This window comes from Sphaerospermopsis sp. FACHB-1194, assembly GCF_014696235.1.
Lineage (GTDB): Bacteria > Cyanobacteriota > Cyanobacteriia > Cyanobacteriales > Nostocaceae > Sphaerospermopsis > Sphaerospermopsis kisseleviana.
This window is the reverse complement of the sequence record NZ_JACJPU010000009.1, coordinates 64,266-77,673: the sequence shown is the minus strand read 5'-3', so window position 1 is coordinate 77,673 and position 13,408 is coordinate 64,266. Positions and strand designations below refer to the sequence as shown.

The window sequence follows — 13,408 nt, the reverse complement described above, 5'->3', positions numbered from 1 at the left end:
CCCTCTTTACTGTCACCTGTCACCTGTCACCTGTCACCTATTAACCACCGAAAGCGACGGGAAAGGCTAGTTTTAGTGCTGCGGTTAATAACAGGTTAACCAAGCCAACTGGTAGTAAGAACTTCCATCCTAAATCTAGCAGTTGGTCAATCCGTACCCGTGGTACTGTCCAACGAATCAGGATGGCCAGAAATACGAGAAAATACGCTTTAAGTACGGTCATTGTGATACCTAAAGCAGCTGTGATTACTTGTAAGATGGGGTTGGTTTCACTCATTCCCAAAAAGTCACCTATCAAGCTGACGGGAATGGGAAAATGCCAACCGCCCAAATATAAAATTGCTACGAGTAGGGAAGACAGGATCAGGTTGATGTATGAACCTAAGTAAAATAAACCGAATTTCATCCCTGCGTATTCGGTTTGATATCCTGCTACCAGTTCTTCTTCCGCTTCGGGTAAGTCAAAGGGTAGACGTTCGCATTCTGCTAGGGCGGCGATCCAGAAGATGATGAAACCTAGTGGTTGTCTCCAAACGTTCCAACCCAAAATCCCGAAGTTAGATTGTTGGTTTACGATGTCAATGGTGCTGAGGCTGTTAGACATCATGGCGATCGCTAATACACTCAACGCCAATGGTATTTCATAACTGATTGATTGTGCTGCTGCCCGCAAACCCCCTAACAGGGAGTATTTATTATTAGATGCGTAACCAGCCATTAATAAGCCTATGGGCTGAATACTGGATAATGCAATCCACAAAAATACGCCCATACCGACGTTAGTAATCACGATATTCTCCCCAAAGGGAACAATCAAAAATGATAAAAATACCGGAATTACAACTATTATTGGACCAATGGTAAACAACCAGGGATCTGCTTTGGCTGGTACGATATCTTCTTTAAAGATCAGCTTGAGACCATCGGCTACAGGCACTAACAAACCAAATGGACCTTGATATTCAGGACCAATCCGTTGCTGTGCGGCCGCAGAAATTTTCCGTTCTAGCCAGGTTGCAACCAGTACACCTACTGTTGCCCCAATCAGCATCAGGATCATTGGTAATGGCATCCACAGGGCTTTGGCTGCCCCTGCTGGTATGCCCAAATCCTTGACGGATTCAATAAAAGTTCCTTGAAGGTCAATTCCTGCATTCATGTTTGCTACTCTGTAATTCGTCAATTCGTCTACTCATAGTAAATTCACAAATATTATTTAATTTAATATCTGTAAATTTACTGTTGAAGAATCTCTATTGAGATGATGCGTGATTGTAGAATTGTAGATTTGTTGCTAATTCCTGAGTTTAGTATATCCTTTGATGGTTTTACCCTTTTGATCCCAGATGACAACTTCTGCTTATGGTTGAGATTGAGATTGGTGATTAGGGGATTGGTGATTGGGAAAAACCTCTTTCCTACTCCTCTTCCTGTTCTCTTCTTTCTTCTTACTGTCACCTGTCACCTGTCACCTGTCACCTATTCTTCTGACAAGACTCTGACAAGACAAAGTTACCGTCCCCAAATTGGTAACGGTTTTCTATTCTATGCAAATTGTCGGATTTTCCTGTACAGCAGGTTGTGATGACAATGCCAATTCCAGATTATCCATGTAAATTCGAGATTTTTGATTGTCAACCTCATCAAGCTGACAGATGACACTTATCAATCTGTCCACTTGAGAGCATCAATCTAGAATCTCAAATCTAAAATTGGGTATTTATCACCTATTCCCAGGAAAATACCTCATAACTGTCACCTGTCACCTGTCAACTTTTACCTGTCACCTTCCCAGGTAGTTAACGCTGCTCAATGGGAGTATAAGGAACTTCGTGAAGACCGTTATAGACTTGAGTGGGTCGGAAAATCCGGTTTTCTTCAAGTTGTTCTTTCCAGTGTGCTAACCAACCTGCAACACGGGCGATCGCAAATACTGGTGTAAACAAATCTGTGGGAATTCCCATTTTCCTATACACTAAACCAGAATAAAAGTCAACATTAGGATAAATTCCTTTACTGCCAACTTTTTCGGCCATTACCCTTTCTACTTCCTGGGCAATTTCATAAAACTTGTCGTAGCCGAATTTCTCGAACAATTGCACCGCTAAACGTTGTAATATTGTGGCTCTAGGATCTTTTACCTTATACACGCGGTGTCCAAATCCCATGATTTTGGCTTTTCTTTGTAGACGATCTTCGATATAGGGGCGAACGTTATCTACAGATCCGATTTCTTCTAACATCTGTATTACTTCTTCGTTTGCTCCACCGTGCAATGGTCCGCCTAATGTCCCTACTGCACTAGCTACAACTGCATAGGGATCGGTTAAGGTGGAAGCTGTGACTCGCGCACTAAAGGTAGAAGCATTCATTGTATGCTCAACGTGCAGAATTAAGCAGATATCAAAAATCCGCGCTGCTAGGGGGTCAGGTTCTTTTTCATTGAGCATATACAAGAAGTTGGCGGCATAATCTAAGTCATCCCTTGGTTTTACAGGATCATTTCCTTTCCGCATCAACTGGAACGCTGCTACCATTGTGGGAATTGTGGCTACTAACCGGACTACAGAATTACGAATGTAGACAGGATTATGTAAGTCACGACGAGAATAAAATAAACCCAAGGCAGCAGCAGAGGCTTGGAGAGCATCCATTGGATGACCACTTTCGGGAAAACATTTCATCATGTCCCGAATACGATATTTTATCCGTCTGTGAGCGTTAACTTCACTCTCAAAAGCTGTCAATTCTTCTTTGCTGGGCAATTTTCCCCAGATTAAAAGATAAGCAGTTTCTAGGAAGGTACTTTTTTCTGCTAATTCTTCGATCCGAATGCCCCGATACTCTAGTATTCCCTTTTGCCCGTCTACATGACTAATGCTAGACTGGGCTGCGGGAATGCCTTCTAAACCAGGCTTATATTCGCACACCGTCATGGCTACACCACTTGCTTTGTGAAATATCTGAACACGCTAACTTACCAGAGATTCTTTTCACTATAACAGTTGCCGATTTAACAACTATTTTATGCGAAAGCTCGAAAAACTGTTATAGTAGGTACTTGGGAGGTGTCAACCAGAACATTTGACTACGACCCACAGGAGAACCATCATCTGGTACTTTTATTCCGATCATACCTGCTTTTTTAAGGACGAGTTGTTCTTTTGCTTCACCCCAAAGGAGAATTTCAGCCCAATTAGTTAAACAGGGTTCATGTCCCACCAGTGCTAGTTGGGTATTTTGAGGATATTTTCTCGGTTCTAACCAGTCTCTTAGCCACCATTGAAGATCGCCTTCAAAGCTGAGATAATCTGAGGTTTCTAACTGAGAACTTAATCCGGCTGCCATGAGTATTTCTGCTGTTTGTTGGGCGCGGACTAGGGAACTAGTGAGGATTAAATCAAATTTAAACCCAAGTTTTACTAATCTTTGGGCTACTTTTGCGGTTTTTTGTCTGCCTTCTTGGGTGAGCGATCGCGCTTCATCTTTTAGCCCTAGTTGATGTTCTTCGGCGATACCGTGACGGATTAAATATAGTTCCATAAATTTTCTACGGTAATCACCGTAATCACTGTAAAAATCATTAAAATTTCCTCAGAATATATGTCAATATATTAATATGCAGAATCAATATATACAAAGTTAAACCCAAAAAACAGCAATGACCTATTTAGAAACCGCAGCCCAATTTTACAGCGAAGTTGCTCAAACACCAGAAGTAGGACTTTGTTGTGTCCAAAGTACACCCCTGCAACTACCAGGATTAAAAATTCCTTTAGTCATGCAGGAAATGAATTATGGCTGCGGAACTACCGTTCATACTAACGAATTAGCAAACCAACCTACAGTATTATATGTTGGTGTTGGTGGTGGTTTAGAAGCTTTACAATTTGCTTATTTTTCCCGTCGTCCTGGTGCTGTCATCGCAGTTGAACCAGTAGCAGAAATGCGAGAAGCTGCGACAAGAAATTTAGAAATTGCTGCCCAAGAAAATCCTTGGTTTGATCCTAGTTTTGTGGAAATTATTGCCGGGGATGCTTTTAATTTACCTGTCAATGATGCCTCTGTTGATATAGTCGCCCAAAATTGTCTTTTTAATATCTTTGAACCTGCTGATTTAACCTGCGCTTTAAAAGCAGCATATCGAGTTTTAAAACCCAGTGGTAGATTACAAATGAGTGACCCCATTGCTACCCGTCCTATTCCCCAACATCTACGACAAGATGAAAGATTAAGGGCAATGTGTTTATCCGGTGCGCTCACTTATGAAGAATATACACAATTAATTATAAATGCTGGATTTGGACAACTAGAAATTCGCGCCCGTCGTCCCTATAGATTATTAGATAAACAAACTTATAACCTGGAAGAAAATCTACTTTTGGAAAGTCTTGATTCCGTTTCTTTTAAGGTGCAAATTCCTGAAGACGGTGCTTGTATTTTCACAGGTAAAACAGCGATTTATGCAGGTTCAGAATCATTTTTTGATGATGGAGCAGGACATATTTTACAAAGGGGTATTCCCGCCGCAGTTTGTGATAAAACGGCTGCTAAATTGGGAGATTTGAAACCAGAAGAAATCATGATTACTGATTCTACTTGGTATTATGATGGTGGTGGTTGCTGTTAGGGAATTTTTTATAATTATATTCTCTGTTTTGTGGTTTGGTGTTTGATGATTTTTCAGAGTATCGAACCACAGAGAGACACAGAACGCAGAGAAAGAAAAAGTAGGGGTAATTCATGAATCATCCCTACGCAATCATCGGAAAGTTTTAATATGAGGTTTTTTAGGTATTAATGATGGTAAAAATAGCGGTTACTCCTTTTCACAAACAACTTAATTCAGCTTTAGTTAAGCAAAAAATTCAGGTTTTACAAGTCAATCTCGGTAAACGTTGTAATCTTGCTTGTTCTCATTGTCATGTGGAAGCAAGTCCTAAAAGAACTGAGGAACTTTCCCCAGCAGTTTGTCAAGATTTAATTGATTTTATTCATAAATTTCCTGAAATTAAAATTGTTGATTTGACTGGGGGCGCACCAGAGATAAATTATGGTTTTAAACCATTGGTGGAAGCTGCGAGAAAAGCAGGTAAACAAGTAATTGTTAGATCAAATTTAACAATCTTTTTTGTGGAAGGTTTTGCAGATATTCCTGACTTTTTAGCTAAAAATCAAGTGCGTGTTGTTGCTTCTCTTCCCTGTTATTTAGCTGATAATGTGGATAAAATGCGGGGTCATGGTGTTTTTGTTCAGTCTATTCAAGCTTTACAATGGTTAAATAAATTGGGTTATGGTCAAGATGCAAATTTAATTTTAGATTTGGTTTATAATCCTCAGTTACCAAAGGATGAAAATTTTTCTTTAACTCCAGATCAAAAAAATCTTCAACTAGCTTATAAAAATTTCTTACAAGAACATTTTGATATTGTCTTTAATAACTTACTGACTATTACTAACTTACCTGTAGGAAGAACTAAGTTATATTTAGAAAGTAAACATCTTTATAAACAATATTTGCAGTTTTTAGAATCACATTTTAACCCTGACACCGTTGATAATTTAATGTGTCGTGAGGAAATTTCTGTTGATTATTTGGGTAATGTTTATGATTGCGATTTTAACCAAATGATGAATTTACCAGCAAGAACTCACAATGGTGAAACTTTGACAATTAGTAAATTATTAGAACTTGGTAGTTTAGATGTCATCAAAGAAGTACAAACTGCTGATTATTGTTATGGTTGTACTGCTGGATGTGGTTCTAGTTGTGGTGGTGCTTTAGTAGAATGAATCACTGATAGCTGATAGCTAAATCCTCAAATAACCTGTTACTAAAAAAATTCTGTTACCAAAATTGATACGAGTATCCCCATTCTTGATTTGGTGATCTATGATGGAGTTAGTTAAGCTCCTCACACCATACCGAAAGCCGTGACACCAACTATCTTGGTTCGCGGTTTTTTCTTATTGTACACTTAACTATACAGTTACAAACCATAAAAATCTTCATTTAATATTTGCTCTAGGGAAAATGGACAAGTATGAGGATATTCAATCTCATCAGGAACACGAACCCCAAAAGCAGCTAATTTACCTTCTCTAATAGCTAATTTTCGAGATTGAGGATATGCTTGCTCAATTGCTTCAGGAAGAAAATTTTTGAGAGATGGGGTATCTTGTAAATTGTTCAAAACTCGCTGACGGTGTTCAATAACTGAGTTGTACCAACTCATTTTCATGGTATCTGGAGCATCAAATTGAACTTTTAATTTCAGCAAATGAGCTAATAGAATCATTAGATTACTTTTAAGAGCATTCTTTTCTGATTTCCCCAAGTTTGTTAATTCCTCAATCAAATTCTCTATATCTAGTGATTCAAATTCACGTTTTTGTAAATTCTGAATTGTTGTATCAATCCAAACTTGAAAATCCTGTTCGTAAAGATATTTCATCATAGAATTGCTCACATTTTAATGATGATAAATAAGATTGCATATCAATGAGGTACGCAATCTCAATTAAAACCTATACACAAAGCCAGTTTTACTCCTGCCTTATTTACCCCCAACCTCACAACGGATGGGGAATGAGGCGATTTTTACCGAAACAGGGTAATTAAGACTGAATTGGGTTATCTTTAGGATTTACCAATTTCAATAATTTCTGCTTAATTTGAGCATCAAAAACTTCCCATTTCATTTTCGCATAAGCAGAATTTTCGTTACCGCCAGATAAGAATCCCATCGGAATCTCAAAGCCACCTGCACCAGTGCGTCCACCACCAAAAAACCGTCCTGTGCTATCTTGCCCAAAGGCTTCTTTGATAAATTCGTCAGGATCTAAGGTAAGTTTTGTGGTTCTCAGAGAACCTATGACTACTTCTAGTTCGTCATCTTCATCGTGAACTATGCCGTACACTACAGCAGTATGCACGTTTTCTTCTGTCACCAGAAAATCAGCTGCTTGGGGTATAGCATCTCGGTCGTCGTAGCGTAAATAACCTACACCAGCTATGGAAAAGTTATTTTGGACAATGCGATTTTTGAGCGATCGCTCGATCACATCCATTACACGCTTAGAACGATTGGCTTGTAAAATGGCATTGAGCAACTGAGCATCATAAAACCTGCTCAGGTAAGCAGCTGCCATAAAATCTTCTTCTTGCGCTTGCATTAACCGATTGGTGTCTGAGCGCAAACCGTGCATTAAAGCAGTTGCACATTTTACGTGCTGGCTCAGACTGCTATCTAATGTGAGTAAACCCGATTGTAAATACTGTGTAAAGATTGTGGCAGTTGCTCGTACATAAGGACGAACATCGGTAAACTCAGCTTTCAGTTCTCCTTGCAAGCTATGATGATCAACCAGCACGACTAGGGGAAGTCCAGCCTGTTGTACTGCTGCTAGTAATTGAGATGTAGTTCCCTGATTATCAATCAACACAAACCCTTGATAAGATAACAAATCTTTACTTTTTAGGGTTTGCATTGTCCAGCGTTGAGCAGGTAAAGTAGTTAGCTTAACTAAGGCAATATTCTCCTGATGGCTGAGAGTGCCAGCATAAATGATTTCACATTTGATATCGTATTGTTGGGCAATTAGTTGGTAAGCCCAAGCACAAGAAAGAGCATCAGGGTCAGGAAAATCTTGTAGAATTACCAGATGGCGCTCATGTCTATGGTTGAGCAGGGTTTTTTGTAACTCTTCTGACTTCTGAATCGCCAGGGAATTGCCACGTTGAGCTAAATAGATACCTCCATCACCATTTGCTGCTGCCCCATTTGCTGCTGGTAAGGAAGGCCGGGTAAGTGGTGGAAGTTCAAGAGCATCTCTCTCTATTTCTACTTCCTCCCCATTCGGCTCTGTGGTCAATGAAAAGCCCTCAAATTGAGTAACGGGAGAATTCAAGTACATAGGGAATTTAGTTTTCAGCTTGGTGGCTTCCACCAGTTATGCTCTGGCTCGTCCACACATTACGATCTTGACAGAAATCTACAGCTTTGGCACGGCATCATGTTTGTCTATGTTTTGTCAAGCCCATTAGTCAGGGATTGCTGACCGGGAATTTTAGATTTTAGATTTTAGATTTTAGATTTTAGATGTTAGATTAAAAAAATTTGGTACAGGTCTAGGTCTTTCAGGACGGAAAAATACTCGCTGCGCTTTTTCTTATAACCCAGCAACTTTTTCTTAACAGCTGATTTTAACTTCAATATCTATCTCAGTTTGGGTATTGTAACGTTTTTTAGTATACACAGTTTCGGAATTTTACAATACTTACTATCTAAATATATTTATTATGTTTTCTCAGCCATTAACAACTATTTTCCTCAAAAATATACCTTCAAGCTTAATTTTGTGATGATTGGGAATAATTTATAGTGACAATGATCCATGCCTCAAAAAATGAGGTATAATCGTAAATCTGTGTTTGTGTTGTCTCGCTGGAATTTGAACAAACAATCCTTCCAGCTTTGGGGAATGCCCCTGAAAAGCTGCAAAAAACACTCGCCAAGGGCAAATTTAACCCTCAACTTGTGGTATACTGTGTTGACCAAGGTCAAACAGCAACACCTACAGGTTAAGACTCATTCCCCTGCTGTCTCAATTATTTCTGTGTTAATGTCAAAGTCCTATCACATATTTTTGCCACTCCTGATGAAGTCCACTCTTGAGATGTTTTGTCACCTCAAAATAGAGGCTACTGTATGGTTGACGGGGTGGATGGCGCAAAGGCATCCGGGCTTCTTGAGGTGTACGACAGCCTTTTTTGACGTTGCAGCGTACACAGGCAGTAACGATGTTTTCCCAGGTGTCACCTCCTCCACGCGATCGCGGCATTACATGATCTAGGGTCAACTCATCACCTGTGTAGCCACAGTATTGACAAGTATGCCCATCTCGATGCAATATATTTCGGCGCGTCAGAGGAATTTCTTTATAGGGAACACGCACGTAATGACGCAACCGGATTACGGTTGGCAGAGGAAAATCCGAGTAGAGGAATTTGCCGTTGTGTTCTACGTGTTCTGCCTTGCCTTTTATCAACAAAACTATGGCACGTCGCCAACTCGTGATGTTGAGCGGTTCGTAGGAGGCGTTTAGGACTAAAACCTTCCCCATTGATATTAGCTCAAGGTATTAGTTTTAGATATTTTAACACAAATATACCTTTCTGGGGAGATGAGAATAATTTATACTTCCTTAATAATTTGGTTGCAGGTGATTGGGGACTGGGGACTGGTGACTGGGGATACAATGAAAGGATTTTGGATTTTGGATTGTTTTTGTCAATTCCAATCTAAAATCTAAAATCTAAAATCTAAAATCTAAAATCTAAAATTATTCTGATTCCTGACTACTTGTACAAACTCCCGGATCAACGGTACACTTTGCTGATTAAATTGATATGGCTTTAAGGGGCAAAAATTAGCACAGTCGGAGCGTCTGGAAGCTTTGCAGTGGTGTGATAGGAGTGAAGAGGAATGTTTAGTAGCAAACAAACCCCTAGTTTTGCTGATAGTCAGGAGTGCAATACTTACGCTTGGTTTTCTCAACGTGCTTGGGTGGAAATTGATTTAGGGGCGTTGTCCGATAATGTCAAGCAATTAGTAAGATTTTTATCACCACGTACACAGTTAATGGCAGTGGTAAAAGCTGATGCCTATGGACATGGGGCGGTAACTGTTGCTAAAACTGTGTTAGAAGCGGGTGCGAGTTGGTTGGGGGTAGCGACAGTTCCCGAAGGGATTCAATTACGGGAAGGTGGAATAAAAGCACCGATTTTAATTTTAGGAGCAACCAATACAGCAGAACAAATTCATGCGATCGCTCATTGGAAACTGCAACCTACACTTTGCAGCCCTAAACAAGCTTTAATATTTTCCAACACATTAGAAGCAATTAAATATAATTCTCCCTTACCTGTACACATCAAATTAGATACAGGAATGTCGAGATTAGGTACTGATTGGCAGCAAGCAGGTGATTTTGTGCAATTAGTACAAGGATTACCACATCTAAATATTGACAGTATTTATTCTCACCTAGCTACAGCAGATAGTCCTGATCCGGCGATCATGGAAGAACAGCATAGACGATTTGAGGAAGCGATCGCCCAAATCAAAGCCAGAGGTATCACAATTCCCAGTTTGCACTTAGCCAATTCAGCCGCTACCCTGGCAGATCCGAGATTACATTATGATATGGTGCGTGCAGGTTTAGCCATTTATGGACTTTATCCTGCTCCCCACCTGCAAAATCAAATCAAACTGCGACCGGTTTTACAACTCAAAGCCAGAATTACCCATGTAAAAACAATTGCTGCGGGAACTGGTGTGAGCTATGGTCATAAGTTTATCGCACCCAGAGAAATGCGGATTGCAGTAGTGGGTATTGGTTATGCGGATGGAGTTCCCCGCAGTCTTTCCCAACAAATGCAAGTTTTACTGCGTGGCCAGCGTTTGCAGCAAATTGGCGCGATTACAATGGATCAACTCATGATAGATGTCAGTTCCATACCCGATGTCGAGGAAGGGGAAATAGTCTCCTTATTGGGAGAACAAGGAAGAGAAAAAATCACAGCTGATGATTGGGCAAATCAATTAAATACCATTTCGTGGGAAATTCTTTGCGGCTTCAAGCATCGTCTACCCCGTGTTGCTGTGATGTAGGGGACTGGGGACTGGGGACTGGGGACTGGGGACTGGGGACTGGGGGCTGGGTAATCAATTTTATGTTTCCCAATCACCAATCACCAATTCCCTCTTGCCATTACTAATTTGTTATGCTATTATAATATCTTGATGCGGATGTGGCGGAATTGGCAGACGCGCTAGATTTAGGTTCTAGTACCGCAAGGTGTGAAGGTTCAAGTCCTTTCATCCGCATTTTAAAAAAATTGATCATAAAAAACTTCTGTTGGCGCTGATATCGAAGTTGAAAAATCAGCATGATTAAAATAATGGCTTGGATTCAGCAGAGTGTAAACAACAAGAAAGCTGGGTAAAACTTGTATTTGCTGATAAATACAGAGAGATTGGTTGAGTATACCGTGAACAGCAAGCTAAAAAGCTATTTGCGGTAAATTACAGTATTTAATAAAGTTAATAATTTTTTATAATTTGATTGTGAATATGTTTGGCGTGATTCACCCAAAATATTTGATTATCGCAGTATCTCTCAGTAAGTGATGGAAAACTTACAAATTGACTAAGATTTGATAATCTTTAAATACAGCAGGAGTCAGGAGTAAAACTCTCTTTCTGTTTATGTTTCACTTTTGATTCTGTACCTGATTGATCTGCAATCTGCTGTAACTCTGTTATTTTTGAGAGTTCATACAAAATAAAACATCTGGCTTTGTATTTATGACTACTAAATCTTTGATGTTTTATACTTGGTTTCAATTGTGATGTATCTGCTATGCAAATTCAAATCACAAGTCTTTAATTTAGCTAAAGCAAAATGATGACAACTCCTCTAGGTAGCTACAGGTTGTTTAACAAACTACATCCCCTGTCTTTGTTGGCACAGTTAAGCACAAAGAAAGTAACAGGTTGTTTAAGTGTATTTACTGGATTAGTTTCTTGGTCAATTTATTTAGAAGAAGGTAAATTAACTTACGCTACTTATTCAGATAAACTATTTGAACGTCTGGAGAGTCACTTACAACGTTTAAATCAGGAAATTCCTACTTTTAACAATGTAACTTATGAACAGATGGGTTTGATATATCAGTATGGCAATAACTGTCAATTGATACCAAACGCTGACTATCATGCGATTTGCTGGCTAGTAAATCAAAATTATATTACCCATCAACAAGCAGGGATGTTAATAGAAGAACTGTCCAAAGAAGTGCTAGAGTCTTTTATTTCTTTAAAAGAAGGTAACTATAAACTTAATACTGATAATTCCTTAAATGAACTATCAAAATACTGTCATCTGGATTTGCAATTAATAGTAGAACAGTGTCAAAAACAGTTACGTTATCGTCAACAAATTCAGTCAAAAAAATTATCTAATAGCAGTTTAACAAAACAAACAACATCTGCACCAAAAACAGAAGATGAATTAGAGGATAAATCAGCAAAATTCGCCACTGTTGAAAGGAATTTTCATAACAATTTGCCATCTGTTTTGAGTAAGCAATTATATACAATTGCCTGTATTGATGATAGCCAAGCAGTGCTGAATTCTATTAGACATTTTTTAGATGAAAAAACATTTTCTGTTGTCATGATTAATGATCCAATTAAAGCTTTAATGCAAATCATTAGAAGCAAACCAGACTTAATTTTACTAGATGTAGAAATGCCTAATTTAGATGGTTATGAACTATGTTCATTATTACGGAAGCATTCAGCATTTAAAAATACACCCATTATTATGGTTACTGGTAGAACCGGATTTGTGGATAAAGCGAAGGCGAAAATTGTCAGGTCATCTGGCTATTTAACTAAGCCTTTTACAAGATCAGATTTGCTGAAAATGGTATCTAAATACATTGGTTAATTTAATACTTTTCGTAAGTATTGAGCTATCAGTAATCAGCCAATGGCTACGCCACACTTGACTAAAAGCTTTCACCCTAAGAATGAGAATTTGTGGATGGGGAAAGTTTTTACAGAAGTCAGAAGAATATTGAAATTCTTATTATTCATGCATAATATTTTTCAATATTGAACCTGATAGAACTTTTCAAGTTCAGTAATTACGCAAAACAGAACGAAAGTAGGGGTAATTCATGAATTAACCCTACTCAAGAATCAGGTTTTTATTTTAATATTGCGTAAGTCATAAATTTTTGAGAATTTTGCCAACAAATATTTGAATTACAGTCATGAGCAATTCTAAACAAACCGTGTATTATCAAACCATTCAAAACTCTTTGGGAGATAGCTATCTTCAATTTCAAATCAATCAACAAACTACAGCTGTATTATCCGTCGCTCACACCCAAGAAGCAATTATTGTACCTATTGAAGCTGTAACATCTATGCCTAATATGCCAGCCTGTATATTAGGATTGATGAATTGGCGTAGTCGGGTAATTTGGGTAATTGATTTGCCAAAAATGTTTAATTTAGAAGGTTTAGATCATCGCCTGAGAAAGTATAATATTATCGTGACCAAAGTGGAATCAAAGCTTTTAGGTTTAGTTGTGCAAGAAATTAAAGGTACGACTAAATTGATGGCTGATGATATTCATTCTCCTGTCGGACAAGTGGCGGCTAGTTTAGTGCCTTATTTATGTGGCTGCGTGGAACAAAAAGAAGAAATATTGTTGGTATTAGATGCACATAATATTGTAAATTATTCTCATGGGGGCAGTGATTAGTTAATCAAGCTCAGAAAAATCATTTTTTGTTGTTATTATTACATAGAGTCAGGGGTATTAATT

General features: G+C 38.6%; 11 protein-coding genes and 1 tRNA gene. 6 read left to right on the top strand and 6 right to left on the bottom strand.

Annotated elements, in window-relative coordinates; all coding sequences use genetic code 11:
- Nucleotides 1–40: 40 nt before the first annotated feature.
- The 3 genes from nuoH to sixA all read right to left on the bottom strand — a co-directional run bounded on the left by nuoH (nt 41) and on the right by sixA (nt 3,543).
- On the bottom strand, nt 41–1,159 hold the full coding sequence (gene nuoH / locus H6F45_RS07840) for an NADH-quinone oxidoreductase subunit NuoH (protein WP_096570928.1): 1,119 nt from the start codon (nt 1,157–1,159) through the stop codon (nt 41–43).
- A gap of 640 nt (nt 1,160–1,799) precedes the next feature.
- Nucleotides 1,800–2,936, bottom strand: a complete 1,137-nt coding sequence (locus tag H6F45_RS07835; RefSeq protein WP_096570930.1) for a citrate synthase — start codon at nt 2,934–2,936, stop codon at nt 1,800–1,802.
- A 112-nt stretch (nt 2,937–3,048) separates the two neighbouring features.
- Complete coding sequence (gene sixA / locus H6F45_RS07830; protein ID WP_137667276.1) at nt 3,049–3,543, bottom strand: phosphohistidine phosphatase SixA; 495 nt, start codon at nt 3,541–3,543, stop codon at nt 3,049–3,051.
- A 118-nt stretch (nt 3,544–3,661) separates the two neighbouring features.
- Here sixA and arsM point away from each other — a divergent pair, with 118 nt between their 5' ends.
- Together arsM and arsS are read left to right on the top strand one after the other, a co-directional pair.
- Nucleotides 3,662–4,630, top strand: coding sequence for an arsenosugar biosynthesis arsenite methyltransferase ArsM (arsM, locus tag H6F45_RS07825; RefSeq protein ID WP_190346897.1), 969 nt, complete (start codon nt 3,662–3,664; stop codon nt 4,628–4,630).
- Nucleotides 4,631–4,803: 173 nt separating this feature from the next.
- Entirely contained in the window at nt 4,804–5,793 is a 990-nt protein-coding gene (gene arsS, locus H6F45_RS07820) for an arsenosugar biosynthesis radical SAM (seleno)protein ArsS (protein ID WP_137667286.1), read from the top strand.
- Between the two features lie 197 nt (nt 5,794–5,990).
- Here arsS and H6F45_RS07815 read toward each other — a convergent pair whose 3' ends face one another.
- The 3 genes from H6F45_RS07815 to H6F45_RS07805 form a co-directional block, all read right to left on the bottom strand.
- The gene (locus H6F45_RS07815; protein ID WP_137667274.1) at nt 5,991–6,458 is read right to left on the bottom strand and encodes a DUF29 domain-containing protein; all 468 of its coding nucleotides are present in this window, start codon (nt 6,456–6,458) and stop codon (nt 5,991–5,993) included.
- A 160-nt stretch (nt 6,459–6,618) separates the two neighbouring features.
- Nucleotides 6,619–7,917, bottom strand: coding sequence for a bifunctional oligoribonuclease/PAP phosphatase NrnA (locus tag H6F45_RS07810; RefSeq protein WP_096570940.1), 1,299 nt, complete (start codon nt 7,915–7,917; stop codon nt 6,619–6,621).
- A gap of 711 nt (nt 7,918–8,628) precedes the next feature.
- Nucleotides 8,629–9,126: an HNH endonuclease gene (locus H6F45_RS07805; protein WP_096570942.1), complete on the bottom strand. Its 498-nt coding sequence runs from the start codon at nt 9,124–9,126 to the stop codon at nt 8,629–8,631.
- Nucleotides 9,127–9,488: 362 nt separating this feature from the next.
- Here H6F45_RS07805 and alr point away from each other — a divergent pair, with 362 nt between their 5' ends.
- From alr to H6F45_RS07785, 4 genes are all read left to right on the top strand, one after another.
- On the top strand, nt 9,489–10,676 hold the full coding sequence (gene alr, locus H6F45_RS07800; RefSeq protein ID WP_190346896.1) for an alanine racemase: 1,188 nt from the start codon (nt 9,489–9,491) through the stop codon (nt 10,674–10,676).
- 134 nt (nt 10,677–10,810) lie between these two features.
- Nucleotides 10,811–10,892: transfer RNA gene (locus H6F45_RS07795), tRNA-Leu, on the top strand.
- A gap of 577 nt (nt 10,893–11,469) precedes the next feature.
- Nucleotides 11,470–12,519, top strand: a complete 1,050-nt coding sequence (locus tag H6F45_RS07790) for a response regulator (protein ID WP_190346895.1) — start codon at nt 11,470–11,472, stop codon at nt 12,517–12,519.
- Between the two features lie 328 nt (nt 12,520–12,847).
- On the top strand, nt 12,848–13,345 hold the full coding sequence (locus tag H6F45_RS07785) for a chemotaxis protein CheW (protein ID WP_096570950.1): 498 nt from the start codon (nt 12,848–12,850) through the stop codon (nt 13,343–13,345).
- Nucleotides 13,346–13,408 lie beyond the last annotated feature (63 nt).